The organism is Pseudomonas sp. LBUM1657, assembly GCF_059716075.1.
The window spans coordinates 2,489,828-2,513,951 of the sequence record NZ_CP166799.1; the positions used below are offsets into that span (position 1 = coordinate 2,489,828).

General features: G+C 59.2%; 25 protein-coding genes and 1 pseudogene. 12 read left to right on the plus strand and 14 right to left on the minus strand.

Going from position 1 to position 24,124, the window contains the following annotated elements; translation table 11 throughout:
- The first annotated feature begins 14 nt into the window (after positions 1 to 14).
- Entirely contained in the window at positions 15 to 215 is a 201-nt protein-coding gene (locus ACA055_RS11440) for a YbdD/YjiX family protein (protein ID WP_497683717.1), read from the plus strand.
- Positions 216 to 314: 99 nt separating this feature from the next.
- On the opposite strand, the gene ACA055_RS11445 is transcribed toward ACA055_RS11440, so the two are convergent.
- The 3 genes from ACA055_RS11445 to ACA055_RS11455 all read right to left on the minus strand — a co-directional run bounded on the left by ACA055_RS11445 (position 315) and on the right by ACA055_RS11455 (position 2,155).
- A complete protein-coding gene (locus tag ACA055_RS11445; RefSeq protein WP_497683718.1) occupies positions 315 to 1,289 on the minus strand; it encodes an EamA family transporter in 975 nt (324 codons plus the stop codon).
- Positions 1,290 to 1,611: 322 nt separating this feature from the next.
- The gene (locus ACA055_RS11450; RefSeq protein ID WP_497683719.1) at positions 1,612 to 1,890 is read right to left on the minus strand and encodes a Rho-binding antiterminator; all 279 of its coding nucleotides are present in this window, start codon (positions 1,888 to 1,890) and stop codon (positions 1,612 to 1,614) included.
- Position 1,891: 1 nt separating this feature from the next.
- Positions 1,892 to 2,155 carry a DUF2024 family protein gene (locus tag ACA055_RS11455; RefSeq protein WP_497684388.1) on the minus strand — a complete coding sequence of 88 codons (264 nt, stop codon included), beginning with the start codon at positions 2,153 to 2,155 and terminating at the stop codon, positions 1,892 to 1,894.
- 121 nt (positions 2,156 to 2,276) lie between these two features.
- Here ACA055_RS11455 and ACA055_RS11460 point away from each other — a divergent pair, with 121 nt between their 5' ends.
- The 3 genes from ACA055_RS11460 to ACA055_RS11470 all read left to right on the plus strand — a co-directional run bounded on the left by ACA055_RS11460 (position 2,277) and on the right by ACA055_RS11470 (position 4,926).
- Positions 2,277 to 2,837, plus strand: a complete 561-nt coding sequence (locus tag ACA055_RS11460) for a MarR family winged helix-turn-helix transcriptional regulator (RefSeq protein ID WP_497683720.1) — start codon at positions 2,277 to 2,279, stop codon at positions 2,835 to 2,837.
- Positions 2,838 to 3,034: 197 nt separating this feature from the next.
- A complete protein-coding gene (locus tag ACA055_RS11465; RefSeq protein WP_497683721.1) occupies positions 3,035 to 4,255 on the plus strand; it encodes a helix-turn-helix domain-containing protein in 1,221 nt (406 codons plus the stop codon).
- A gap of 35 nt (positions 4,256 to 4,290) precedes the next feature.
- The gene (locus tag ACA055_RS11470; protein WP_497683722.1) at positions 4,291 to 4,926 is read left to right on the plus strand and encodes a Vgb family protein; all 636 of its coding nucleotides are present in this window, start codon (positions 4,291 to 4,293) and stop codon (positions 4,924 to 4,926) included.
- 115 nt (positions 4,927 to 5,041) lie between these two features.
- Here ACA055_RS11470 and ACA055_RS11475 read toward each other — a convergent pair whose 3' ends face one another.
- The gene (locus tag ACA055_RS11475; RefSeq protein WP_497683723.1) at positions 5,042 to 5,938 is read right to left on the minus strand and encodes a DMT family transporter; all 897 of its coding nucleotides are present in this window, start codon (positions 5,936 to 5,938) and stop codon (positions 5,042 to 5,044) included.
- A gap of 89 nt (positions 5,939 to 6,027) precedes the next feature.
- On the opposite strand from ACA055_RS11475, the gene ACA055_RS11480 reads away from it, so the two are divergent.
- From ACA055_RS11480 to ACA055_RS11490, 3 genes are all read left to right on the plus strand, one after another.
- Complete coding sequence (locus ACA055_RS11480) at positions 6,028 to 7,359, plus strand: aminotransferase-like domain-containing protein (protein WP_497683724.1); 1,332 nt, start codon at positions 6,028 to 6,030, stop codon at positions 7,357 to 7,359.
- Between the two features lie 361 nt (positions 7,360 to 7,720).
- Entirely contained in the window at positions 7,721 to 8,227 is a 507-nt protein-coding gene (locus tag ACA055_RS11485) for an Xre family toxin-antitoxin system antitoxin (protein WP_497683725.1), read from the plus strand.
- The gene (locus ACA055_RS11490; RefSeq protein WP_497683726.1) at positions 8,224 to 8,709 is read left to right on the plus strand and encodes an RES family NAD+ phosphorylase; all 486 of its coding nucleotides are present in this window, start codon (positions 8,224 to 8,226) and stop codon (positions 8,707 to 8,709) included. The genes ACA055_RS11485 and ACA055_RS11490 overlap by 4 nt, the downstream gene beginning before the upstream one ends.
- A 112-nt stretch (positions 8,710 to 8,821) precedes the next feature.
- On the opposite strand, the gene ACA055_RS11495 is transcribed toward ACA055_RS11490, so the two are convergent.
- The 5 genes from ACA055_RS11495 to glnH all read right to left on the minus strand — a co-directional run bounded on the left by ACA055_RS11495 (position 8,822) and on the right by glnH (position 13,015).
- The gene (locus tag ACA055_RS11495) at positions 8,822 to 9,727 is read right to left on the minus strand and encodes a MurR/RpiR family transcriptional regulator (RefSeq protein WP_497683727.1); all 906 of its coding nucleotides are present in this window, start codon (positions 9,725 to 9,727) and stop codon (positions 8,822 to 8,824) included.
- Positions 9,728 to 9,814: 87 nt separating this feature from the next.
- Complete coding sequence (locus ACA055_RS11500) at positions 9,815 to 10,855, minus strand: C45 family autoproteolytic acyltransferase/hydrolase (RefSeq protein WP_497683728.1); 1,041 nt, start codon at positions 10,853 to 10,855, stop codon at positions 9,815 to 9,817.
- A gap of 9 nt (positions 10,856 to 10,864) precedes the next feature.
- On the minus strand, positions 10,865 to 11,587 hold the full coding sequence (glnQ, locus tag ACA055_RS11505; RefSeq protein ID WP_497683729.1) for a glutamine ABC transporter ATP-binding protein GlnQ: 723 nt from the start codon (positions 11,585 to 11,587) through the stop codon (positions 10,865 to 10,867).
- The gene (glnP, locus tag ACA055_RS11510) at positions 11,584 to 12,240 is read right to left on the minus strand and encodes a glutamine ABC transporter permease GlnP (protein WP_497683730.1); all 657 of its coding nucleotides are present in this window, start codon (positions 12,238 to 12,240) and stop codon (positions 11,584 to 11,586) included. Before glnP ends, glnQ begins: the two co-directional genes overlap by 4 nt.
- A gap of 31 nt (positions 12,241 to 12,271) precedes the next feature.
- Positions 12,272 to 13,015 carry a glutamine ABC transporter substrate-binding protein GlnH gene (glnH, locus tag ACA055_RS11515; protein WP_497683731.1) on the minus strand — a complete coding sequence of 248 codons (744 nt, stop codon included), beginning with the start codon at positions 13,013 to 13,015 and terminating at the stop codon, positions 12,272 to 12,274.
- Between the two features lie 360 nt (positions 13,016 to 13,375).
- Here glnH and ACA055_RS11520 point away from each other — a divergent pair, with 360 nt between their 5' ends.
- The gene (locus ACA055_RS11520) at positions 13,376 to 14,704 is read left to right on the plus strand and encodes an aspartate aminotransferase family protein (RefSeq protein WP_497683732.1); all 1,329 of its coding nucleotides are present in this window, start codon (positions 13,376 to 13,378) and stop codon (positions 14,702 to 14,704) included.
- A 12-nt stretch (positions 14,705 to 14,716) separates the two neighbouring features.
- Positions 14,717 to 15,280 (plus strand): carboxymuconolactone decarboxylase family protein, encoded by a 564-nt coding sequence (locus ACA055_RS11525; protein WP_497683733.1) that lies wholly within the window; start codon positions 14,717 to 14,719, stop codon positions 15,278 to 15,280.
- Between the two features lie 286 nt (positions 15,281 to 15,566).
- On the opposite strand, the gene ACA055_RS11530 is transcribed toward ACA055_RS11525, so the two are convergent.
- From ACA055_RS11530 to ACA055_RS11540, 3 genes are all read right to left on the minus strand, one after another.
- Positions 15,567 to 18,002, minus strand: a complete 2,436-nt coding sequence (locus ACA055_RS11530) for a TonB-dependent siderophore receptor (RefSeq protein ID WP_497683734.1) — start codon at positions 18,000 to 18,002, stop codon at positions 15,567 to 15,569.
- Positions 18,003 to 18,101: 99 nt separating this feature from the next.
- Positions 18,102 to 19,070 (minus strand): FecR domain-containing protein, encoded by a 969-nt coding sequence (locus tag ACA055_RS11535; RefSeq protein WP_497683735.1) that lies wholly within the window; start codon positions 19,068 to 19,070, stop codon positions 18,102 to 18,104.
- Positions 19,067 to 19,573, minus strand: a complete 507-nt coding sequence (locus tag ACA055_RS11540; protein ID WP_497683736.1) for a sigma-70 family RNA polymerase sigma factor — start codon at positions 19,571 to 19,573, stop codon at positions 19,067 to 19,069. Before ACA055_RS11540 ends, ACA055_RS11535 begins: the two co-directional genes overlap by 4 nt.
- A 264-nt stretch (positions 19,574 to 19,837) precedes the next feature.
- Between ACA055_RS11540 and ACA055_RS11545 the strand changes: the two genes are divergently transcribed.
- Positions 19,838 to 20,419: an eCIS core domain-containing protein gene (locus ACA055_RS11545; RefSeq protein WP_497683737.1), complete on the plus strand. Its 582-nt coding sequence runs from the start codon at positions 19,838 to 19,840 to the stop codon at positions 20,417 to 20,419.
- Between the two features lie 5 nt (positions 20,420 to 20,424).
- On the opposite strand, the gene ACA055_RS11550 is transcribed toward ACA055_RS11545, so the two are convergent.
- A complete protein-coding gene (locus ACA055_RS11550; protein WP_497684389.1) occupies positions 20,425 to 21,231 on the minus strand; it encodes a helix-turn-helix transcriptional regulator in 807 nt (268 codons plus the stop codon).
- A gap of 96 nt (positions 21,232 to 21,327) precedes the next feature.
- Between ACA055_RS11550 and ACA055_RS11555 the strand changes: the two genes are divergently transcribed.
- A complete protein-coding gene (locus ACA055_RS11555) occupies positions 21,328 to 22,284 on the plus strand; it encodes a threonine dehydratase (RefSeq protein ID WP_497683738.1) in 957 nt (318 codons plus the stop codon).
- Positions 22,285 to 22,364: 80 nt separating this feature from the next.
- Positions 22,365 to 23,186: a glucose 1-dehydrogenase gene (locus ACA055_RS11560; RefSeq protein WP_497683739.1), complete on the plus strand. Its 822-nt coding sequence runs from the start codon at positions 22,365 to 22,367 to the stop codon at positions 23,184 to 23,186.
- A gap of 175 nt (positions 23,187 to 23,361) precedes the next feature.
- Here ACA055_RS11560 and ACA055_RS11565 read toward each other — a convergent pair.
- A pseudogene (locus tag ACA055_RS11565) lies at positions 23,362 to 24,005 on the minus strand (transposase); the annotation flags it as partial.
- Positions 24,006 to 24,124: the final 119 nt, after the last annotated feature.

A 24,124-nucleotide genomic window follows, 5' to 3' on the forward strand; every position in this document is an offset into this window, starting at 1 on the left:
GAGAGATCGTTGCCATGTTCCGCAAACTGCAGCAAGCCGCCCAGTTCCTCAGCCAGAGCGCGCGCCTGATGGTGGGCGTTCCGGATTACGACAACTATGTCGCGCAAATGGCGCTCAATCATCCGGACGAGCCGGTGATGAGCTATTCAGCGTTTTTTCGTGAGCGCCAGGAAGCACGCTACGGCAAACGGGCATGCACGACGCGTTGCTGCTGAGTGCTTCTCGATCGGTCGCTTGATCGGTGGTCAGCAAAAAAGCCCCGTCCCTTCTGAAAGGGGCGGGGCTTTTTGTTTTTCTGATTAAAATCGGCAGTTCTAGAGAGATTGCGGTTTCGCGCCGGAGGTCAATTTGCTTTGAGGGCGATCGGTCTTGCGGTAGGTCAGCAGGACAATGCCGGTGACCACGATCACACCGCCGATGACCTGCCCGGCGCTGAGCATCTGGTCCAGCACGATCCACCCCATCAACAACGTCGCGAGCGGCTCGATGTTCATCACCGGCGCATTTCGCGGCATGTCCAGGCGCGGCACCGAGATGAACAGCACGATAAACCCGGTGCCGTAGAGCACGACCAGGGTGGCGAGTGCCAGCCATCCGGTGTTGCTCGCCGGCAGGTTCAGGCCGCCGGGGAGGGCACCGGTCAAACCGGCGAGGTTGACGCTGCTGAAGACGATAAAGATGGTCAGCAGGCTGCGCACCGAGCCACGCACCTGGGAAAGTTTGTGGTCGGTGATCCACAGTGCGCAGGCAAAGACGCTGGCGGCGCAGAAGGCCAGCGCCACACCGAGCAACCACTTCGGGCCGACGCTGGTGTTGGCTGACAGGCGTCCCGGCACATCCAATACAAACACTAGTCCCACCAGAATTAGGCCCATCAGCGTGGCGGTGCGCGCGGTCGGTCGCGATCCGCCCAGCGCCCAGGTCAGCAGCGCCAGCAAGATCGGAAAGACATTGGCCACCAGCAACGCCAGCGCCACCGGGACCCGGGCGACGGCCGAATACAGGCACAGGCTCTGCGCGGTGATCAGCAATCCCAATATCAGTTGCCAACGCCAGGCGCCCGGCGGCAAGCGCAGACTCTGGCGCTGCCACAACACCATCGCGGCCAAGACCAGCAACGTCCCGCCCGAGCGCATCAGAATCGCCAGCAACACACCGGCGCCATCATCGAACGCCACCCGAGCCGCGACATGGTTGCCGGCGAACGCACAGCCCATGCACAGCAAAATCAGCACGGCGAGGTGGCGAGGGAATGGAGAGGAAGCGGTTTGGACGGTCTCGCGAGTCATGGCGGGGGCTCGAAACGGTACGTGCCATCTTGGCAGTGGATGGCTTGGTTTTGATGTTGTCGTACAACTTGAGGGGGTTTGTACCGTTTTTGAGTTTGCCGGGCAAGTAAAAAGGCGAAGAGGTCGTATGACTTGGCGGGTTGGGGGAGGTTGTTATGTGTGTGGTGTTTTTGAGGGCCTCTTCGCGGGCAAGCCACGCTCCCACAGTGGATTGGCATCGTTCACAGAAAGGGTGATCGACATTTCACCTTGTGGGAGCGTGGCTTGCCCGCTAAGACGGCAGCACAAACACAGCCGCAAACGGGCATTGAAACCGCCAATACTAGAAAGCGCAGACCGCACCCGCCAACACGATCCGTCCAAACTGCGCATTTTCATCCAGCGGCGTAACGGCCAGCAGTTGATCCAGGCGGACCTCCTGCGGGCCTTCCGCCGTTTCAAGGCAGAGGAATTCTTCCTTGTTGCTGGAAGTTCGCGTGGTCAGCGCCTTGGCGATCAGGCGTGCGCCATCGATCAGCTCGATGTCCAGTCGATAGCCGCGCAGGCAGGCGATTTCCAGATAGTCATGCAGATCGCAGTTCAAGGGCTGATACGCGTTCATGTCATTTCTCCTCGCAACCTTGCAGTTTGATGATGAAGTGACCTTGCCTGGCGATCGCCTCGGCCACCACCGGATTCGTCGGTTCAACGTGGCAGAACCGGCATTCATTCAACGAAATATCTTCGTCCTGAACGCCCTGTTCATCAAGGAATCGGCGGGCGTACGACTTCGCCAGTTCGGCGTCGTTGCTGTCGATCAACACATCGAAGTGCAGGTAGCGGCCGTCTTTGGTGCGCACGTGGGTATCGAATACTTTTACGTTCATCATTTGCTCTCCTTCGGGTTATGTTTCGAATCGACACCACAAAGCCTACGGTAAATCGATTTATTGCCACAAGGTTTTTATCCGATACTATTTATCAACGCTGTTGATCAGGAAATGCCCCGTGTTATTTGATTTGTTGGAAAGGCTGTCGAGCCTGACGCGCGTCTGGTTCCGCGAGCACCCGAAGTTGACGGATCTGCAACCGATTCAGTTGAGCGCGCTGATGTACCTCGGGCGCTGCAATCGCTACTCCAACACACCGTTGGCGGTCACCGAGTACCTGGGGCTGACCAAGGGCACGGTCTCGCAATCGCTCAAGGCGCTGGAAAGCAAAGGGCTGCTGACCAAAACCCAGGACGCCAAAGACAAACGCAGCGTGCACCTGGCGTTGACTGCGCCGGCCCGGACGCTCCTGGGCGCCGTTATCCCCCCGGATTTTCTCGTCGCCGCGGCCAGGCGCATGGGCGCACGGTCACAGGAGCTGGAAGGGTTGCTGCTGGAGCTGCTGAGACATATTCAGCAAGGGGAGAACGTGCCGAGCTTCGGGCTTTGCCGCAGCTGCCGCTTCCATCAGACGGTGGCGGGAGGGCCCTTTTGTGGGTTGACTCAGGAGCCTCTGGAATCACAGGAAATCGAGCTGATTTGTCGGGAGCATCGCTTGCCCGAAGATGCGCATGATTGAGCATCTGCAGGAAGGATATTGACTGACTGTGCGGGCCTCTTCGCGGATCGACGTCGTTCACCGGATGGGTAATCGACACATAACCCTTGTGGGAGCGTGGCTTGCCCGCGAAGACGGCCGCACAAGCACAGAAAATCCCATGAGATAGACTCACAGCGGGTATCCGACAAAGGAGTGACCAATGTGACGGGATTCAGATGGACTCGCTGATCACAGCCGCAGCGCAAGCACTGGCCGCGGGTGATCCGCTCGGCGCGCTGAACCGGGTCGCGCTGCGAGAAGACGCTCCAGCGCTTGCGCTTCGGGGTATCGCCATGGCGCAACTGGGTGATCTGGTTCGGGCCAAGGCGCTGGTGCAGAAGGCGGCGAGGGCGTTTGGTCCAAAGGAGGCCGTGGCCCGGGCGCGCTGTGTGGTCGCCGAGGCCGAGATCGCACTGGCTTCCCGGGACCTGGGTTGGCCGGTGAAGGCGCTCGACTCGGCGCGGATCACGCTGGAAGCCCACGGTGATCGGGCCAACGCTGCCCTTGCGCGGTATCTGCAAATTCGGCGTCTGCTGCTGATCGGGCGGCTCGATGAGGCCGAAGGGCTGCTCGCCGAACTTGATCCCGCTCCATTGCCGCCGGCATTACGCGCCGCCCATGAACTGGTTGTGGCGGGAATCGCGATGCGACGACTCGACACGAAAAAAGCGCGGGCGGCTCTCACCAGAGCCGAGCACGCCGCACGCGACGCAGCCATTCCTGCGCTGACGGCAGAAGTCGAAAACGTATCCCTCGTCCTGAACACTCCCGCGGCGCGGCTGATTGCCCATGGCGAGCAAACGCCTTTGCTGCTGGATGACGTCGAAGCGCTGCTCGCGTCAACGTCACTGGTCGTGGACGCGTGTCGATATGCTGTGCGTGGCGCCGGCATGTCGGTTTCCCTCGCCACGCGCCCGGTGTTGTTCGCCATCGCACGGGCCCTGGCCGAAGCCTGGCCCGCCGACGTGCCGAGGGAAGTCCTCATCACCCGGGCCTTTCGTTTGAAGCACACCGATGAGTCCCTTCGCGCGCGTTTGCGCGTCGAAATCGGACGACTGCGCGCAGCGCTCAAACCGCTGGCCGGCGTGACGGCGACCCAACGCGGATTTGCCCTGGTGCCGCTGGCTACCCCTGATGTTGTGGTGTTGGCACAGCCGGTCGAAGAGAAACATGCGGCGGTGTTTGCCTTGCTCGCTGACGGTGAGTCGTGGTCGAGCTCTGCCCTGGCACTTGCCCTTGGCACCAGCCAACGGACGGTGCAACGCGCACTCGACGAACTGGCCTCCAGCGGCAAACTGCAGTCGTTCGGTCACGGCCGCACGCGTCGCTGGATGACCCCGCCGGTGCCGGGTTTCGCGACGACCTTGTTACTCCCGGTTCCTCTGCCCGGTGACTAGGATGAACGCCACCCACCCGTAAAGAGGACAACGACATGAAACAGTCAGCAGCAGAAATCCTCCGTGAATATGGCCCCTTTGCCGGCGTCGACACGGTCCATGGCGTCAGTTGGGACGGTCAGCACGTCTGGTTTGCCAGCGGCGAAAAACTCAACGCCCTGGACCCCGCGACCGGCCAGACGCTGCGCTCGATCGATGTCGCCGCCCATGCCGGCACCGCCTTCGACGGCCAGCACCTGTTTCAGATCGCCGAGGATCGCATCCAGAAAATCGACCCGAAGACCGGACGCGTGCTCAACACCATCCCCGCGCCCGGCGGTGGTAACGACTCAGGATTGACCTGGGCTGAAGGGACGCTGTGGGTCGGTGAGTACCGCGACCGGAAAATTCATCAGATCGATCCCGAGACCGGGACTGTGCTTCGTACCATCGAGTCCAACCGCTTTGTCACCGGGGTGACCTGGGTCGAGGGCCAGCTTTGGCATGGCACGTGGGAAGAGGAAGGGAGCGAATTGCGGCGCATCGACCCGCAAACCGGCGAGGTGCTGGAAAGTCTGAAGATGCCGGTCGGCGTCGGGGTCTCGGGACTTGAATCCGATGGCGCCGATCAGTTCTTCTGCGGCGGCGGCGGTGCGAGCGGGAAGGTAAGGGCGGTGCGGCGGCCAAGATAGTCTGACAGACCGTATCGCCATCTACGCGAGCAAGCCCGCTCCCACAGGAGAACGCGTTCAAATGTGGGAGCGGGCTTGCTCGCGAAGAGGCCCGCCCGGCCAGCGAAATACTCGCCTACTTCGAAAACTTCCTCGCCCCAACCACGCAAAGAATCACCGCAACAGTAACCCCCAGCATGCCAATGCTGACCTGCTCATGAAGCAGCGTGGCCGCCAGTGCCAGTCCGAAAAACGGTTGTAGCAGCTGAAGCTGACCGACGGCGGCAATCCCCCCTTGGGCAAGCCCGCGATACCAGAATACGAAACCGACCAGCATGCTGAAGATCGATACATAAGCCAGGCTGACCCACGCCGATGCGCTGATGCCGGAGAACGAAGGCGGTGCCAGGAACCAGGTCAGCGGGATCATGACGGGCAGCGACAGCACCAAGGCCCACGAGATGACCTGCCAGCCTCCCAGCGTCCGTGAAAGCTTCGCGCCTTCGGCATAACCCAGTCCGCAGGCGAGGATCGCCAGCAACATGAGAATGTCCCCCACGGGATTGGCTGTCAGGCCCTGGGAAACCGCAAAGCCCACCACCAGTGCGCTTCCCAGCACCGAGAAAAACCAGAACGCCGGGCGGGGATGTTCACCTCCACGCAAGACACCGAACGCAGCGGTGGCCAGCGGCAACAGGCCAACGAAGACAATGGAGTGTGCCGACGTCACATACTGCAGCGCCAACGCGGTCAGCAGCGGAAACCCCAACACAACGCCCAAGGCCACGATCGCTAAAGGCAGGAGTTGATGTTTGCCAGGACGCTGTTCTTTAAAGAGCAGCAGCAAGCAAAGCGCCAGAACGCCCGCGATGGTGGCTCGGGCCACGGTCAGGAAAACCGGGTCGAATTCCAGAACCGCCAACCGTGTGGCCGGCAGCGAACCGCTGAAGATGAGCACGCCGATGAAGCCGTTGAGCCATCCGCTCGCGGTCTTTTCCATCACCGGGTTTTGCAGCTTCGATGCACGTTCCATTTCGAGGCACACTCAATTTTGTTTGCACGAGCTGCATCGTATGATTGAAGATTAATACAATCAAAATATTGTCATGGATACATCCCGGCATGCCTCGCTCACGATACAAATCACTGGTGGATGCTTTAGCGGCGGATATCCGTTGCGGACGATTGTCGCCTGGCACGCGTTTGCCGACGCACCGCCAGTTGGCAGCGACAGAAGGGCTGGCGTTGGTGACGGCGAGTCGGGTGTATGCCGAGCTCGAAGCCATGGGCCTGGTCAGCGGGGAGACCGGGCGCGGCACTTTTGTGCGGGAGACTTCGCTGGCTCCTGGCTTGGGCGTCGATCAGAAAGTCGTTGCCACAGGTATGACCGATCTCAACTTCAACTACCCATCGCTGCCAGGCCAGGCTGAACTGTTGCGCAGTGCGCTGCGCCAGCTCGCATTGTCCGGCGATCTGGAATCCTTGTTGCGTTACCAGCCGCACGCCGGGCGCCTGCATGAGCGCGCTGCGGTGGCGCGTCATCTGCGCGCCCGAGGACTGACGGTCGAGGCTGAGCAAGTATTGATGGTCAGCGGGGCCCAGCACGGGTTGACCGTGACGATGATGGCGCTGCTGCAACCCGGTGATGTGATTGCCGCGGATGCGTTGACCTATTCAGGATTCAAGGTGCTGGCCGAAGCACTGCACCTTGAAATCGTGCCCATTCCCGCAACCGCTCACGGACCTGATCTGGAGGCGCTGGACAAACTGTGCCGGGCCAGGCGCGTCAAGGCGGTTTATACGATGCCGACGTTGCACAATCCACTGGGCTGGGTGATGGATGCCGAGCAACGCGAGGCCATGGTGACGATTGCGCGCAGGCATGGGCTGTTGATTATTGAAGACGCCGCTTACGCCTTCCTGGTCGAAGATTCACCGGCACCCTTGGCGGAACTCGCTCCCGAAAGGACTGTTTATGTTTCAGGCCTATCCAAGAGCGTGGCCACTGGATTACGCGTCGGCTTTGTCGTCGCCCCGACCGAAAAGGTGCCCGCGATGGAACGAATCATCAGGGCCACCACCTGGAATACCCCGGGCGTGATGACAGCGATTGCGAGCGCGTGGCTCGACGACGGCACCGTCATGCAGTTGGAAGATGAAAAGCGTCGGGACGCCCAGGCCAGGCAAATCCTGGCCGCTGAAGTGCTGGCGGGACTTGGGTGCGTGACTCACCCATCGTCCTATTTTCTTTGGCTACCGTTGTCCGAAGACGCAAGGGCCGACCAGGTCGCCGCCGCGTTGCTGCGTGAAAAAGTGGCGGTTTCAACCGCCGAACCTTTTGCGATATCGGCCCATGTTCCGCATGCCATTCGGTTGGCGCTGGGCTCTGCGGACATGAGCCCGCTTCGGGAGGCGTTGGAGAAAGTGAAGTGGGTGGTTGGGGCATATTCTTAGGCGGGCGACTAGCCGGCGGTTCTGTCGCATCTGTAGGCAATGACGTCAGAGGTTGTAGCTTCGCAAAGTCACACAGCGTGGGACTGAACGCGCGACCTACGGCGAGTGAATGCTTTCAAAAAAATCGTGGAATCGTCTGACATGTTTTTCAGGTTGGCCGTCGGAAGTGTGACGGTTAGCGTGGTAGTTCCAGTCACGCAAGAGAGGTTCGCCCGCCTGGCGCCCAGCAGGCTTGGCTTCATTGCATGCTGTAAGGACGGATCGGTACCGGGAGCGATACATGCTAGCCGACAAACTCAACTGCCCAAGTAGCGACATTTGGCGTTATCCTTGCGTCAAATGTCGTATGAGGGTAATCGGTATGAATGCAGATGAAGCAAACAAGCCAACCGTCAAATCCACAGAAATAGCAGTCGTGGCAGCGGAGGCAAAGAAGGTCAGCGTAAAGCCGACTGAGGTGCTGTTACAGGGGCGCAAAGGTGATACGCGCATGTTGATCATCCGATACACACAGGAAGGCTTTGATCTGAACGACGTCAGGGACATGCTTTCTACATCCGATCTTTACATGGCGCACGGCCTTGTTCAGCGGATAACAGGGAAGTCCGTCAGGACCGTCCAGCGCTTAGCGAAGGAGACCAAACCCGTGCGGCTAAACCAGCAACAAAGCACCGTCGCCTTCCAGTATGCGCAGGCCCTGGAGCACGCCATCAACGTGTTTGGCGATCAGCAGCTGGCTGAGGACTGGTTGAAGAAGCCCTGCAAATACCTGGACGGGAATATACCGCTGGAGCTGATCGACAACTCGCTCGGCTTCCAGGCCGTCGAGGACTATTTGACCCGGATTGAACACGGGGTCTATCAATGAATCCTTTGCCCTGGGATGGGAAGTGGCACGCTTGGCGTCTCGACCGCGAGGTCTTCAAGGACACGTGGGACAGTGGCATTGGTGCGCAATTATCCGGTGGCCGATGGAACCCACCCGGCCGCCGGGTTGTTTACGCTTCCGCCGACCCGTCCACGGCCATTCTGGAAGTTGCGGTCCACGCAGGCTTCGATACGCTGGATAGGGTGCCTCACGTGCTGACGTGTTTCGAAGTACTGGATTCGAATCTCATCAAGGTTGTTCAGCCCGAAGATGTGCCGAACCCGAATTGGCTCATCCCGTCTCAACTATCGCCCAATCAGCAGCAGTTTGCTGACGAGCTGCTGGTCGAGCATCCCTTCGTGCTTATCCCGTCTGCGGTTACCCGCCATTCGTGGAACCTGCTGGTGAGCTGTGACTTGGCCACGGATCATTTCAAGCTTGTGTCTCAGAAGCGCTTTGGGTTGGATACTTGGTTGGTGTAAGTGTGAGATTTGCCTGGCGGTGTGGTTTTCGCGATAACCACCCAAGTAAATTGGAGGTTTGGCTTCTCGACGGCCAGGATGAACAGAGCTCGAAAGTTCATGGGGCCTAGCCTCACAGCGAAGCATTGAGTTCGTCGATCAGGGCCTCCCGATATTTCAATGCCGATACCGATACCTCGCCGAGCTTGCTGGCAACGGCACTCAACAAACCTTGGGCCAGCAGCATGAAGGCGCACATGCTGTTGCTGAAAAACAGACTGTGATTGGGTACGTAGAAGCTGTGCAATGCAACCTTGGCCAGTGGCGAGCTGGACGAGTCGGTCAGCGCAATGACTTTGATCCCGTGGCGGGCCGCCACCTCGGCAGTGGCCAGAACGCTGGGGGTGTAGGGGAAGCAACTGGAAACGACCAGTACATCGCCCTCATCCAGTTGCGCAAGGGCATCGGCCACACCCTGGCGACTGGAGTCGAGGGCCGCCACATCCGGGCGCAACATGCCCAGACCGTAGGACATGAAGAGCGCCAGTGAATTGAATTGGCGCATGCCGTGGATCCGCACCCGGCGGGCACTGGCCAGCAGGTCGACCGTTTGAACAAACACGTCGGGATCGACCTGCTCAATCATGCTGGCGATGTTGGCGCTTTCCTGGCGACCCAGACGCGTCAACTGATTGAGGATGTCCTTGTCGTCAGCATTAACCACCAGCCGAGAGGCCTGATCACTGTAGAAATGCTTGCCCTCGGTAATCTCCCGGCGAAACACGTCCTGCAATTTGCTGAAGCCACCATAGCCCAGGCGTTGTGCCAGCCGGGACAGTGTCGAGGCATTGACGTCCAGTTGCTCCGCCAACTCACTGATCGAAGAAACAGCGGTGCGTTGCGGGGATTCGATCAGCGCCATCAGCACGCGCCTGGAGCTGCTGCCCAAGGCGATGTCCACTTCGCGCCGCTCGATGGCCTCAAGCAATTGCTTGAGGCCATCCAACGTGTCGGGTAATTCTGCCGAAGCTTTAGTCATCAGGGGCATCCATTGGCTATTGAACGGTCGCCACTCCACCTTGAGTGTTCGGGTGATCGATGCTGCGACGCGTGAAAATTGGCCATTCTACCGCGAGAGAGGCACAACGCCTTCAATGTCTGGTTGGTCAGTGTTCGGCTGCGTATAAATCCGCCACTCCACGGCGTTGGCGCTGATCAAAAAGACCCCCGTGGCCAGGGTGTTTTCTTCATCCGGATCATCGGCAGCGGTGCGGTATACCGGCAGGTGTCCACCCGAAGTATCACGCAGAATACTGAGCGATATATCGGCGTCCAGATCACCTGGCAGTTGCTCCAGACGTTGGTCAATACACAGTTGCCGGGCACCGGAGCTGGCGGTAATGCGCTGTTGGAGTCGACTCAGCGATGGCGCGATCAGATGGTTAGAATGCCCACTTGGTCGCTGAATTTCGCTGACGTTGCTGCCTTCGGCACTGGCCTCGGCACTGACCACTCGGCTGCTTCCGGCCTGGCCAAAGGTATGGTGAAAAGCCCCCGCGCGGTCGGCGCGGGTCACTATGGCAATTGCCTCATCAATGGAGCGGGCATCGAGGGTTGCACGCCCCAGAATCTGTCGAGGGACACCGGCTGGAATATGGACTGGGCGGATGTTGTTGACGGTCGCCACCAGACCACACTCGTTGACGGCCAGGGTGTGTCCAGGCAGGGAGCCTGGGTAGACGAAGCTGCTGAACGCCAGCCCCGACTCAGGTTTGACATGCGCGAGTGCACAGTGGCCCCTGAGTTGAGGAAAGCCATCTTCATTGTGGGCGATCAACATACCGCCGTTGGCAGGGCCGAACAGTGTGGTGCAGCCATCCACACTCTGCTGATGCACATAGTCACCCCGGCAATTCCACATGAACACTTCATCGAGCGGCAATTGCAAACCGGCCGCCAGCCCTTCGAGTTCCTGCCAGTAACGAGGAAAATCTTTTTGCACCGCCTGACGCATCTGCACGGCTTTCGGTGTGTGTGCCAGAGAAGTAAGGTGTTGCCAGAGTGCCAGGGGGCGCAAGTGCCGGAGCACCGCATCACGACCGAAGACGCCCAGGGCATGACCGATTGCGTGCGCGTTTCCATCCAGATGAATGTGGGACAACGTCATGACATCTCCTCAGGACACGTGCTGTAGAAATTCCCGCAGGCGCGGGCTGGGCGGATTGGCGATCAACTCGGCTGGCGGTCCATCCTCGGCGATGCGGCCCTTGTCGATAAAAATGAGGCGAGTGGCGACCTTGCGGGCAAAGTCCACTTCGTGGGTGACGATCACCATCGTCATGCCTTCTTCTGCCAACGCTTTCATGACGGTCAGCACTTCATGCCGCAATTCCGGGTCCAGCGCCGAGGTCGGCTCGTCGAACAGCATGAGCTTGGGTTTGACCGCCAGTGCCCGGGCAATCGCGACTCGCTGTTGCTGCCCACCGGAGAGCTCGGAAGGGTAGTGATTGGCGCGGTCCGCCAGACCGACTTTTGCCAGCAGTTCGGCGGCGAGCTTCTCGGCATCCTTGCGGCTGGCGCCACGCACCCGTACCGGACCGAAGGCGACGTTCTGCAATGCAGTCATCTGCGGGAACAGGTGGAATTGCTGGAAGACCATGCCGGCTTCCTGACGAATCAGTCGTTCATCGACCTTGGGGTTATTGACCTCCAGGCCATCGACCATCAACTGCCCCTCGGTGATTTCCTCAAGCTTGTTGATGCAGCGCAGCAGCGTCGATTTTCCCGACCCCGAAGGGCCGATAATGACCACCACTTCGCCGCTGGCAATCTGGAGGTTGATGTCGTGCAGCACCTGCGTGCTGCCGAAGTGCTTGGAGACTCCTTTGAAGTCGATCATAGGATTTTCAGCCTCGATTCCATGCGCCGCAGCACGTGACTCAGTACCAGCGTAATGATCAGGTAGATGATCGCCACCGCTGACCAGATTTCCATCGCGCGGAAGTTACCGGCAATGACTTCCTGACCCTGGCGGGTCAGCTCGGCGACACCAATGACTATGAACAGTGAGGTGTCCTTGATGCTGACGATCCATTGGTTGCCCAGCGCCGGGATCATCCGCCGGAATGCCAGCGGTGCGATGACGTAGCGCAAGGTGTCTCGCTTCGACAGACCGAGCGCGAGCCCGGCCTCGCGAAATCCCCGGTGGATCGACAACACCGCGCCGCGGGTGATTTCCGCGATATAAGCGCCGGAGTTGAGCATGATGGTTACCACCGCTGCGCTGAACGGATCGATGCGCACCGGGATCATCATCGGCAGGGCAAAGTAGATGAACATGACCTGCACCATGATCGGGGTGCCACGAATCAGTTCGATAAACACAAGCGCAACACGGCTGCTGAAAAAACCGCCGTAGGCGCGGGCAAAGCCCGCGACTACGCCGATGATGGCGCCACCGATCAAACCCAGGATCGAAATCCACAAGGTCAGTTTGGCGCCTTCGAGCAGGACCGGTAGCGCATCCCAAATGGCGCTCCATTGGAAATGCATGCTGAATTCTCTATTGAGTGAAGGGCAGGGGTTATTGCGGATCGGTGCCGAACCACTTGCGATAGATCTGCGCATACGTTCCGTTTTCACGGACTTTCTTCAGCGCGACGTTGACTTGTTCGCGTAGCTCGCTGCCCTTGGGGAACGCGATGCCGTATTGCTGGGCCATCATCTGTTGGCCGACGGCTTTGACCTGACCTTCACCGGCCGTCTTGATGTAGTACAGAACGTTGGGCGTATCGTGCATGGCTGCATCGACGCGGCCGGTACGCAGTTCCAGGTACGCGTTGTCGATGTTGGGGAATTGGCGCAGGTCGCTCGCCTTCAGATTGGCCTTGGCATAGTCGGCTGCCGAGGTGCCACTTTTCACGGCCAGGGTCTTGCCGGCGATGTCCGCTTCACCCTTGATCGTGTCGTTGTCGCTTTTGACCATCAGCAGAAAGCCGCTGTCGTAGTAGCCATCGGAGAAGTCGATGGCCTGCTTGCGCTCTTCCTTGATGGTGATCCCGGCTAGCGCCAGGTCAACGTTACGGGTCTGCAGGGCGGGAATGATGCCGTTGAAATCCATCGGTTTGAGCTTGTAGGTGACGCCCATTTCTTTGGCGATTGCTGCCCACAGGTCGATATCGAAGCCAACGTATTCGTTGCCCTGTTTGAACTCGAAAGGAACGAACGCAGTGTCTGTTGCCACGAGCAATTCCTTGCTGGCGGCAAAGGAGCCCGACGCGGTAATCAGTGCCATTACAGCCAGTGATGCCTTCAGAAAGTTCTTCATGCGTATTTTCTCTTCAGGGGAATACAAGCCCCGGGGCGAGCCTGGGGCGGTTGGGATAGCGGCAGTCAATTTTTTCGAGTGATTTGCGAGATTCACTCCACTGTTCTTGTTTTTAGCCCGGCTAGCCACCTGAAAGAGGAGGCGCACGAAACGTATGCTTTGAAGCAAAATATACGTGCATTTTTTGTTAGTGCAAATATTTTTTGCGTGGCGATATTGTCGTGTTTAATTGCCTTTTAGCCAGCAGGGACTAGTGATTAAGGGGGTTGAGAAGAGAAGCGGTCAGGTTTTTTAGCGCAAAAAAATATTGCAATTATGGGTTTTGCACATATTATTTGCCTCACTAACCGGGAGGGGATCATGAGCCACGTCTTTCATCGCAGCCTTACACAAAGCTACCCAATGGCCGTTCAAGGCGATGGTCCCTATCTGATCGACAGCAACGGTCGCCGCTACCTGGACGCCAGTGGCGGTGCTGCCGTGTCGTGCCTGGGCCACAGTGATCCCGATGTCATCGAGGCTGTGCGCAGGCAGGTCGGCCAGTTGGCCTATGCGCACACTTCGTTCTTCACCACGCAAGTGATGGAGGAGTTGGCGGATTTTCTCGTGGCCCGCGCCCCTGAAGGGATTGAATCGGTGTACTTCGTTTCGGGTGGTTCCGAATCGGTGGAAGCCGCGTTGAAATTGGCCCGCCAATATTTCATCGAGATTGGCCAGCCACAGCGCAAGCACCTGATCGCCCGTCGGCAGAGTTACCACGGCAATACGCTCGGTGCGCTGGCCACGGGAGGTAACGAATGGCGACGCAAGCAGTTCGAACCGCTACTGATCGGCGTCAGTCATGTCAGCCCTTGCTATGCCTACCGCGAGCAACAACAGGGGGAAACCGCAGAGGCCTTGGGCGTACGCCTGGCCGCCGAACTGGAAGCCGAGATACTGCGTCTGGGGGCTGAAAACGTCATGGCGTTTGTTGCCGAGCCCGTGGTTGGCGCGACCTTGGGAGCCGTCGCCGCAGTGCCTGGCTATTTCAAGCGAATCCGCGAGGTGTGCGATCGCCACGGCATTCTGTTGATTCTCGACGAGGTCATGTGCGGCATGGGCCGCACCGGCTCATTGTTCGCTGCCGAGCAGGAGGGGATTACCGCGGACCTGATCACCATCGCCAAGGGGTTGGGCGCAGGTTATCAGCCGATCGGCGCGACCCTGGTGAGCAAGAAAATCCGCGACGCCATCGCCAATGGCTCTGGGTTTTTCCAGCATGGCCACACCTATATCGGTCATGCCACGGCCTGCGCCGCAGCACTGGCGGTACAGAAAGCCATCGAGTCGCGCGGCTTGCTGGCGCGGGTCAACCAACTGGGCGAGGGGCTGCGCACGCGTCTGGTCGAGCGGTTGGGCAATCATCCTCATGTCGGGGACATTCGGGGGCGTGGTTTATTCCATGGCATTGAGTTGGTGGCCGATCGCGACAGCAAGGCGCCATTCGATCCCGCGCTTAAATTGCACGCCAAACTCAAGAAAGCCGCCATGGCTGAAGGCCTGATGTGTTACCCGATGGGTGGAACCATCGACGGGCAGTATGGCGACCACATTCTGTTGGCTCCGCCGTTCATTCTTGAGGACCATCACCTCGATGAGATCGCTGACAAACTCTTGAGCGCCGTCAATATCACGCTTAAAGGTCTCTGAGGAATTATCGTCATGGCTATTCAATCGCGTCTGACATCGCTGGACGAAGCACACATGGATGAGGCCCAGCGCGCGGTTCTCAAGGAGATCCTCAGCGGCCCGCGAGGCAATCTGGACGGCCCCTTCCTGGCCTGGATTCATAGCCCGGAACTGGCCAACCATGCACAGCGACTGGGCGCGTTCTGCCGTTATGGCACTCGTCTGGAATTGCGTTTGACCGAACTGGCAATCCTGTTCACCGCTTCATGGTGGCAGTCCCAGGCCGAGTGGCAGATTCATGAACCGATCGCGCGCTCGGCGGGTCTGGCTGATCCAATAATCGAGGCGCTGCGTCAGCAGACACTCCCGCAATTCACCCTGGAGGATGAACGGCTGGTTTATCGAGTGGGCAAGACGCTGTACGAAACTCGCCGTGTCGACGACAGTCTTTACGCACAAGCGGTACAAGCATTTGGAGAGCCCGCTGTCGTCGAGCTGATAGGTCTCTTCGGATATTACGCACTGGTTGCGATGACCCTGAATGTCTTTTCTGTTCGCCGTGATACCGACGCACCTCTGCCATTCGTTGAGCCCTGAGCGCCTTTGGCGCAAGTTGATCCACGCATGTTTGTCGTCACGGTCAAAGGGTACGGCCTGCCCATCAGGACAAATGGCAGGCTAATGCAGCGCACTGTGGCTTTGATGTCGGTAGCCGAAGGGAAGTGGAAATCGAGGGCGCTCGGCTGCTTCGTGGAGTTTTTTGAGTCGGGGCTTTCGTACGAGGATGCCGGATCGGTGTCCGCTTCTGGCCGATAGCTGCGCCAGAAACGGATTGCGGCCGGGTTCGCACCAAGAGATCGGGATCGAACCACGTTATTCAGTGTTAGAACGTCGGGGTGTACTTCACGCTGAACATCACGTTGCGCGGATCGCCGAAGTTGTTGTTGCCATTGAGTTGGTTGTATCCCGCCGTGTAGTAATGCTTGTCGAACAGGTTGTTGGCGTTTAGCGCCAATCCGATCTCCGGCGTGAGCTGGTAGCCAACGCGGGCACTCCACACGGTATAACCTGGCACGTCGAACGTGTGTTCGTAGCCCATCGTATGACTTTGGGTCGTGAAGCCCAGGCCAGTGCTGACACGGTTCCAGTCACCGCTGAACTGGTAATCGCCCCAGACCCGCAGCATGTGTTTAGGCGTCCATGTGCTGAAGACCTTGCCTTCGTTGACCGGGTCTTCGAGGTACTTGGTGGTGTTGTAGGTGTAACCGGCAAAGAGTTGCAGGCCGGTGAGTACTTCGCCGCTGATCTCTGCGTCGATCCCTTGGCTGCGAACTTTTCCTGATGCCGTCGAGCAGTACCAACCATCGCAGGCGAAGCCCGAAGCCAGGTCGTTGACGGGACGGTTCTCCTGGTCATAGCGGAACACGGCAAGGGAGGTGTTGACCCGGCCATCCATCAGTTCTCCCTTGAGGCCGATTTCATAGTTGCTGCCGATTACCGGTTTTAGCACCGAACCACTCACCTCGCGGGAGGTTTGTGGTTCGAATACATCGGTGTAGCTGGCATAGACCGCCCATTCGCGGTTCAGGTCATAGACGATGCCAGCATAGGGCGTTACTTCTCCGGTTTCGTTGGTACTGCTTTCAGGGTCGGCGATAGCAACGTCGCTGAACGCGGCCTGGGTCCATGACTTGTAGCTGTAGTCGTACCAGCTGACCCGGGCGCCGAGCACGACGGTCAGCGGCTCGAACGGCTTGACCCGCCAACTGCCGTACAGGCCTTTCTGGCGTATGTCGTACTTGCTTGGCGTCGCACGACCACCGGGGGTATTGAGCAAACCGTCGTAGCTGATTTCGGGACGGTTGTGATCAATGCCGAAGATCGTGTCAGTGCTGTTATTGAAGGTTCGAGCGAAGCGGTCATCCGAGGTCAACTTGGCATAGTTGCCCCCCAGCATGACTTCCTGCTGCATGGACAGGGCTTCAAAGCGTCCAATGAGGTTCATGTCCAGACCGATCTTGGTTGAATCGAAATCCGTCACGAAGTCGGCGTATTGCACGCCGCTGCCATCGGCTTGGAGTCCATTGCCGCTACTTTGCAGCCGTTGGTTTTTCGCGCTGTTGTCTTCAGTCATGCGCACGGCGCCGACCTTGAAGGCCCAGTCGTCGTTGAAACGGTGCTCCAGATCGGCATAGACGGTGGTGACATCGATTTCCGAATGGTTCCAGCGCGCGCCGGTGTAGGTTGAACGCGACAGATCGATGGGTTTGCCGTCGGCGTAGCGAGGCAAGCCGCGGATCATCGGACGTGACTCGGCATCCGAATGGCTGACAGCCAGGCCAAGTGTGGTGTCGTCGCGCAGATCAATGTCCAGTGCGCCATAGAGCGAGTGAGTCTTGCTCCACTCGTAGTCGATGAATGAATCGCTTTGGTCTTCGTCGGCAACGAAACGGCCACGCACGGTGCCGGTTTGGTTCAGCGGCCCACCGGCATCCAGTTGCAGGCCGTAGTGATCCCAGGAGCCGGCCTTGCCGGTGACGGTCACGGTCGGGGCGTTCTGGCCGCGCTTGCGCACCAGATTGATTGCGCCGCCGGGGCTGCCGGTGCCCTGAAGCAAGCCTGACGCGCCGCGCAGCACTTCCATGCGATCAAAGAAGATCAGGTCTTGTGTAGCCCAATTGCCCAGCGCATAGGTGTTGCGCGGGATCGGTACGCCGTCGTACTGCCAGTCATCGATCTGGAAACCGCGGGAGGTCAGGATCATACCCTTGCCTACGCCTTGAACGCCGACCAGTCCGGTGGTCTTGTTGGCCGCGTCCTTGAGATCGGTGAGGTCTTGGTCATCCATTTGCTTGCGGGTCATCACGGTGACCGACTGCGGAATTTCCTTGAGCGTGTGAGTGCCTTTGCCGATGGTCACTGCCCGCGCGGCATAGGAGCCCGAGCCTTCGGTGGTGGCGTCGGTGCTGCGTTCAACGATGTTGGTGACACCCAATTGCAGCGCCGCGTTGTTGTCCGGGGCCGGTTCGACGCTGAAGTTGCCTTGATCCGTCACGCGTAACTGCAAGCCGCTGCCCGACAGTGCCTTCTGCATCGCTTGCTCGACCGGCATCTGGCCGATCACCGATGGCGCCTGTTTGCCCTGCACCAGCGATGGCTCCAGCGAAATGATTTGCCCGCTCTGGCCGGCGATTGCATTAAGCGTGCTGGCGAGTGGGCCGGCCGGCAGATTGAAGGTCAAGTTTTGCGCCAGGGCAGGGCTCGCCAGGGTTGCCAGGGCAACGGCGACGGAAAGGGCGTGGGGCCATGTGTTGAACACAACATTCTCCTGTTTGTTTGGAAGTGTCAGGAGATAGGTGGGATGAGAAATGAAAACCGGACACAAATAAGATCGATTTACAAAAAAAATTTCACCGTTTTACTTCGAGCCAATCAGCGTCAACCACGGGCTGTAGCGATCCACCCGTATAGGCAGGGTTTCCGCCAGAGCACTGAACGCCCGGTCGGGATCATCAAGCGGGAACACACCTTGGACGCGCAAGCCTCGAACCTCGGGAGCCACGCGCACAAAACCGCGACTGTAAGGGCGTAGGGCGTCGACCACTTGATCAAGGGATTCGTCCAGCACATTCAGCCTCCCGCTCAGCCAGTCGGCGCGCTGGCGCTGATCGCCGCTGACGAGGGCAATTTGCCGGGCGTGCAGCAGAACCGACTGACCTTCTTGCACAACTCGCACTGTGCCATCGAACAACCGTGCTTCGACCGAGTGCTGCAATACCACCAGTCGACTGGCATCTCGTTCCTGGGCAACGAGGAATCGGGTACCCAACGCGCGCACTTCACCTTCAGCGGTGCGCACGCGCAACGGACGTTGGGGATCGGGCGCCACTTCAATCACCAGTTCACCGTGGCGCAGGATCACCAGCCGTTGCTTGTCATCGAAGCGCAGATCCACCGCGCTGTTGGCGTTCAAGCTCAGGCGACTGCCGTCGGCCAGATTGAAACTCTGACGCTCGCCGCGCCCAGTGTGCAGATCAGCCAGCAGCGCGTCGCCCAGCTGACTCCGTGCGCCTAGCCACATACCGCCTCCGAGCAGGCCCAGACCGGCGATCACGCGCAGGGCGTCGCGGCGCGAACCCTGAGGCTGCAATAGCACTTGGCGGGCTTCGCCGGCGTGACCGGGTAAGCGTCGATCCAGCGCGCGAACCGTGTTGAACGAACCGCCGAGACGCTCCTGTAATGTTGCCCAGGCCTGGCTGTGCGCACGATCCATCGCCAGCCATGCGTTGAACCGTTCTTGCAGTGCGGCATCGGGCGTACCGGCGCGAAGCTTTACCATCCAGTCGATGGCCTGCTCACTGACAGGGTCCAGGCGTGGCTTGCTCATGGCGATATTTCGCATAGATAGCACTGACGCAAAGCCTGTTTCATATAACGGCTGACAGTGCGCTCCGACAGCCCCAGCTTCTGCGCAATTGCGACATAGCTCAGACCATCCAGTTGGCTATAGAGGAACGTAGCCTTGACGACCATCGGCAATCCGTCGATAGCCCGGTCGATGGCCACCAGGGCTTCGATCAGCTGCAGCTGTTCTTCGGGGGAGGGGGCCAGCGCCTCGGGCAGAACGGACAAGCGCTCAAGGTAGGCCAACTCCAATTTGCGCCGACGATGACGGTCAAAGATCAGCCGGCGAGCAATGGTCGAAAGGTAAGCACGAGGTTGTTCGATACTGTCCGGATCGACGCGTGCCACCAGCATCTGGCAAAACGTATCGGCGGCGGTGTCCTCTGCATCCGCGTGATTGCGCAGATGTCGATGAATATGCTGCAGCAGCCAACGATGATGATCGCTGAAAAAGAATCCCAGCTTACGGGATGGAGGAGATTGCACTGGTCGTCTTTCCAGATGTTAGTGTGAATCGTTCTCAATACTACCTGTGTGATGAGCGACAGTGCAATCCTGGCTGAAGCGGATCAGTGTCTGGTCGGATGAAAGAGCCAAAGGCGCCGCACAGTTGGAGCAAGCGACAGCTATTGGTCGATTGCCTTCCTGCGATTATCTTGGGGGCGCCTGGTTCGGGACTACGCTAAAGCTTGCGGGCCGTCGATCAATGGTGACCCGCTGTTCGCGCTGCGTCCGTCCCTGGAGCACCCAATGCCGCCCATCACCACGCGCCTGGTGGCGCTGTTTGTTCTTTGCCTGACTCTTGAAGTGCCAGCCCAGACCAACGCCTGTCCAGCCGGCGAGAAACAAGTGTGCCTGGACGGCTGCATCTGCCTGCCAGACCTGGGACAGATTAATGGCCTCTACCAGATTGCGGCACCCGCCCTGGCGCTGTGGCTGACCCAAGCCCGTTCCGAAGCAGCCAGCGCCGGTAGCCAACCCATTCCGCCGCACATCCGGGAGCAACTGCTGCGCTGGTACGACCCCGGCGTCCTCGATACCGCGCGATACAAAGTGAGCGACAACGGCCAATTCAGCGCTGCTACCGCCATGCTGCAAAACCCCGATGTCGGTGCCGTGACGCTGATCGACATCATTCTCTTCCGGGACGCTCAAACCGCAGAACAGAACATCGCGCTCTGGGCTCACGAGTTAAAGCATGTGCAGCAGTATCTGGAATGGGGCGTAGAGGGATTTGCCCAGCGGTATACACAAGATTTCAATGCTGTGGAGGCGCCGGCTTATGCCATACAGGCTGAGGTCAGACGGTCGGTGCGGGAAGGGACATACTGACTCGACTACTTACGCAGTTTTGCCGGACTGACTCCAAGGCGTTGCCTGAAAGTGGTCGCCATGTGCGCCTGGGAATTAAAACCGCAGGTGAGGGCGATCTCCGCCAGCCGGGCTGTCGAATCGCGCATCAGTGCGCGGGCCTTGGCAAGGCGTCGGTCAATCAGATAGCTATGTGGACTTTTGCCCATTGCGTTCTTGAATGCTCGAATGAAATACCCTTCGGACAATCCAAGTAACCCCGCCATCGCCTGTACATCCAACGGGCCCGCGAGGCCAGCATCAATGAACTCGTCGAGCAGACGCATCCGGCCACCGGTTATGGAGCCTTGGGGTGGCGCCGACAACGCTACGTTGTCCTTCGCCCGTTCAGCCAATGCGAGTGCCCATGCCTCCCAATCGTCCTCCACTGAGGCCTGTAACAGCGCTGCGCGCATTCGCAGCGCGAGGGTAATGGCTTGCTGATCAATACGATTGTTGAATGCACGGTCCCCAGCCAACGCAACACCGTCGGTGCGTATCACCCGTAGATATTCACCGCCCCTGGGTGATTCGGACAACACATCACAACCAGCAGGGACGAACGCCAAGCCATTGGGTATGGCGTCGAAGGGATGTACTCGATCGCTGCCGATGGCGTGCAGACCTCGCTGGCTATCGAAGGCAAAACCAATCGCCGCCTGGGTCGCTACATATCGTGTCGCGTAAGCGGCGCCGGGCAGCAACTCGATCGCCCATGGCCCAGCCTCGATACGACGGACCGGTTCAGGCTGGGTCGGGGGCAGGAGGCGGGTTCGACGGTTCATGAGCACCATAGTAATGAAGAGGGTAGGCAAAAGTCAGGTCAGTTTTTTGAAAGCCGGCGAGATTCGCCCGTGTCTAGACTGGGCAAAACCTCAGGGAGACGACTCATGCACAGACTGACTCGCGACGATATCGAACAAGCGGCGCGCCACGTGTACCAAGTAATGCCTGCCACTGCCCAGTACGCTTGGCCACTGCTGGCCGACCGGTTGGGTTGCACTGTGTGGGTCAAGCACGAAAACCATACACCTACCGGCGCTTTCAAGGTGCGTGGTGGCATTACCTTCATGCACTGGCTCAAAACCGTGCACCCAGACGTCAAGGGCATTGTCACCGCTACCCGCGGCAACCATGGCCAGAGCCTCGCGCTGGCGGCCGGCGCGCTCGGTTTGAGGGCGTTGATTGTAGTGCCGCAAGGTAATTCGGTAGAAAAGAACAATGCCATGCGCGGCTTTGGCGGCGAAGTGGTCGAGTGTGGTCGCGACTTTGATGAAGCCCGTGAAGAGGCCGCGCGCCTGGCGCAATTGCATGGCCTCTATCTGGTCCCGCCGTTCCATGTCGAGTTGGTCAAAGGCGTGGCCACTTATGCGCTGGAGCTGTTCAAGGCCGCGCCGGATCTGGATACCGTCTACGTGCCGATTGGATGCGGATCGGGAATTTGCGGGGTGATCGCCGCCCGCGACGCTCTGGGCTTGAAAACCCGGGTGGTGGGCGTGGTTTCCACTGAGGCTGCGGCCGCCAGGTTGTCGTTTGAAGCTGGAGAAATCCTCGAAACCGCCACGGCGAATACCTTCGCTGACGGCCTTGCCGTGCGCAAACCGGTTCCCGCCGCCTTTGCCATCTACGCGGCGGCTGCGGCACGAATCGTATCCGTCAGCGATGACGAGATTGCCGAGGCCATGCGCGTGTATTACACCGATACCCACAACCTCGCTGAAGGGGCAGGTGCGGCGGCCCTGGCGGCGCTTATTCAGGAGCGTGAAACGATGGTGGGAAAAAGGGTAGGGGTGATCCTGTCCGGCGGGAATGTTGATCGGTCGGTGTATGCAAGCGTGATTCAGTGACAAAGGCAGGATTGCCGCTGCTCGGCGTAGACTGATTTCTCTACGCTTGGCGCACATCAACCTCGGGAGTCGCTACATCCATGGCCAATAAACTCACTTCCAAGATTGCGATCGTAACGGGGGCCGCCCAAGGGATTGGCGCCGCGATTGCGCGACTGTTCGTAGAAGAGGGCTGCTTTGTCTACGTCACTGACATAAACGACGAACTCGGCCGCAGTGTTGCCAGCTCACTGGGTCAGCACGCCAGTTACTTGCGCCTTGATGTGCGCAGCGAAGAAGACTGGCAGCAAGTGACGACGCAAATCCTGACGGAGCACGGCAGGCTGGACGTCCTGGTGAACAACGCAGGTATCACCGGATTTGAGCAAGGCGCCGTGCTGCATGATCCGGAACATGCACGTCTGGAGGACTGGCGCGCCGTGCACCGAACCAATCTCGATGGTGTATTCCTCGGCTGCAAGTACGCCATCCGCGCTATGCGAAATCCAGGATCAGGCTCCATTATCAACATCTCCTCTCGCTCAGGCCTGGTCGGTATTCCGGGCGCCGCGGCGTACGCGTCGTCCAAGGGCGCAGTGCGCAATCACACAAAAACGGTAGCGCTCTACTGCGCCGAGCAAGGTCTCAAAGTTCGGTGCAACTCGATTCATCCTGCGGCGATTCTCACACCCATGTGGGAGCCAATGTTGGGCACCGACGCCGGTCGTGAAGAGCGAATGGCCGCCCTGGTTCGAGACACGCCGCTCAGGCGTTTCGGCATGCCCGAAGAAGTTGCGGCTCTGGCTCTGTTACTTGCCTCGGACGAAGCGACGTACATGACCGGCAGTGAGTTCAATATTGATGGTGGGCTCTTGGCCGGCACGGCCGCGACACCTGCAACAGTGGATGACGGCGGGACATAGCTCAGCAGGGAGAGGCCCGGCAGATGCTGGGCTGCCAGTTGGGCTTTCTGGTCGGCTGGTTGGCAATTGGAGAGGCTTGCCTCACTGGCTGACACGGGGCCTGCGCCAGCCAGGGCCGGAGGTAAATCTCAACGAGCAAGCTGGGGTGTAGCGCCACTGCGAGGGGGCTGCAAATGCGGTATTCCTCAGCCTCTTCATTCCAGTGGAAATCGGTGCTCGATAAACTGTCGTTCTTGCGCTCAGTTTTGTCCCACACCGGCACAGGCGGCTTGATGTCGAACTGCGTGTCAACGCGATTGATCATCGTCTTGGTGCTCTCGACCTCGGCCGTGCGATGAGCCGGTGTGGGTTCCACATCCAGAATCACGCCGTGCTCGGTATCGATCAGATAATTCGTGGAGTAAGCGTAGAACGCCGGGCCGCCTGGAGCAGCGGTCCAGCGAGCCTGAGGATCAGTCAGTGATAAACGCTTCGGCAGCGTTTCGGCCAAAGCCTCTTCATCAAGGGCTTCAAGGTACTCACGCACGGCGCGGGTGCTCAGGGACGGATCGCTCCAGTTGACCTGTTCATCTCCCGGCACGCCGCGTTGCCGACTCGCATCTGCTTTGATGATGCTGGCGTCCACGGCAAAGCCTTCGCCCTTGACCAGGCCTGTGTCCATGCAGCGACGCAGCACCTCGTTGAACAACCAGCGAAACAGATCACTGTCCCGAAAACGGCCGTGTCGATTTTTGGAAAAGGTCGAATGATTGGGTACTCAATGCTGCGCAGAAGGTGATTGGCTGGGATGTGATTTTCAAGGTTGAACGAGTAAAACAGTCACTCCTGCCCACTCGATAACTGTCCCATCATGCTGCGTAATCTCCCGCTGGCCGATGGAGTGATTTTGCCGTAGACGACACAGGAGCGCCATTCTTAGCAAAGTCGACCCAAAGCAG

Bases quoted from the DNA above. Each gene is read 5' to 3' on its own strand.
- ACA055_RS11440 (WP_497683717.1), top strand. From the start codon at position 15: ATGTTCCGCAAACTGCAGCAAGCCGCCCAGTTCCTCAGCCAGAGCGCG.
- ACA055_RS11445 (WP_497683718.1), bottom strand. From the start codon at position 1,289: ATGACTCGCGAGACCGTCCAAACCGCTTCCTCTCCATTCCCTCGCCAC.
- ACA055_RS11450 (WP_497683719.1), bottom strand. From the start codon at position 1,890: ATGAACGCGTATCAGCCCTTGAACTGCGATCTGCATGACTATCTGGAA.
- ACA055_RS11455 (WP_497684388.1), bottom strand. From the start codon at position 2,155: ATGAACGTAAAAGTATTCGATACCCACGTGCGCACCAAAGACGGCCGC.
- ACA055_RS11465 (WP_497683721.1), top strand. From the start codon at position 3,035: ATGGACTCGCTGATCACAGCCGCAGCGCAAGCACTGGCCGCGGGTGAT.
- ACA055_RS11470 (WP_497683722.1), top strand. From the start codon at position 4,291: ATGAAACAGTCAGCAGCAGAAATCCTCCGTGAATATGGCCCCTTTGCC.
- ACA055_RS11475 (WP_497683723.1), bottom strand. From the start codon at position 5,938: ATGGAACGTGCATCGAAGCTGCAAAACCCGGTGATGGAAAAGACCGCG.
- ACA055_RS11480 (WP_497683724.1), top strand. From the start codon at position 6,028: ATGCCTCGCTCACGATACAAATCACTGGTGGATGCTTTAGCGGCGGAT.
- ACA055_RS11485 (WP_497683725.1), top strand. From the start codon at position 7,721: ATGAATGCAGATGAAGCAAACAAGCCAACCGTCAAATCCACAGAAATA.
- ACA055_RS11490 (WP_497683726.1), top strand. From the start codon at position 8,224: ATGAATCCTTTGCCCTGGGATGGGAAGTGGCACGCTTGGCGTCTCGAC.
- ACA055_RS11495 (WP_497683727.1), bottom strand. From the start codon at position 9,727: ATGACTAAAGCTTCGGCAGAATTACCCGACACGTTGGATGGCCTCAAG.
- ACA055_RS11500 (WP_497683728.1), bottom strand. From the start codon at position 10,855: ATGACGTTGTCCCACATTCATCTGGATGGAAACGCGCACGCAATCGGT.
- glnQ (WP_497683729.1), bottom strand. From the start codon at position 11,587: ATGATCGACTTCAAAGGAGTCTCCAAGCACTTCGGCAGCACGCAGGTG.
- glnP (WP_497683730.1), bottom strand. From the start codon at position 12,240: ATGCATTTCCAATGGAGCGCCATTTGGGATGCGCTACCGGTCCTGCTC.
- glnH (WP_497683731.1), bottom strand. From the start codon at position 13,015: ATGAAGAACTTTCTGAAGGCATCACTGGCTGTAATGGCACTGATTACC.
- ACA055_RS11520 (WP_497683732.1), top strand. From the start codon at position 13,376: ATGAGCCACGTCTTTCATCGCAGCCTTACACAAAGCTACCCAATGGCC.
- ACA055_RS11525 (WP_497683733.1), top strand. From the start codon at position 14,717: ATGGCTATTCAATCGCGTCTGACATCGCTGGACGAAGCACACATGGAT.
- ACA055_RS11535 (WP_497683735.1), bottom strand. From the start codon at position 19,070: ATGAGCAAGCCACGCCTGGACCCTGTCAGTGAGCAGGCCATCGACTGG.
- ACA055_RS11545 (WP_497683737.1), top strand. From the start codon at position 19,838: ATGCCGCCCATCACCACGCGCCTGGTGGCGCTGTTTGTTCTTTGCCTG.
- ACA055_RS11550 (WP_497684389.1), bottom strand. From the start codon at position 21,231: ATGGTGCTCATGAACCGTCGAACCCGCCTCCTGCCCCCGACCCAGCCT.
- ACA055_RS11555 (WP_497683738.1), top strand. From the start codon at position 21,328: ATGCACAGACTGACTCGCGACGATATCGAACAAGCGGCGCGCCACGTG.
- ACA055_RS11560 (WP_497683739.1), top strand. From the start codon at position 22,365: ATGGCCAATAAACTCACTTCCAAGATTGCGATCGTAACGGGGGCCGCC.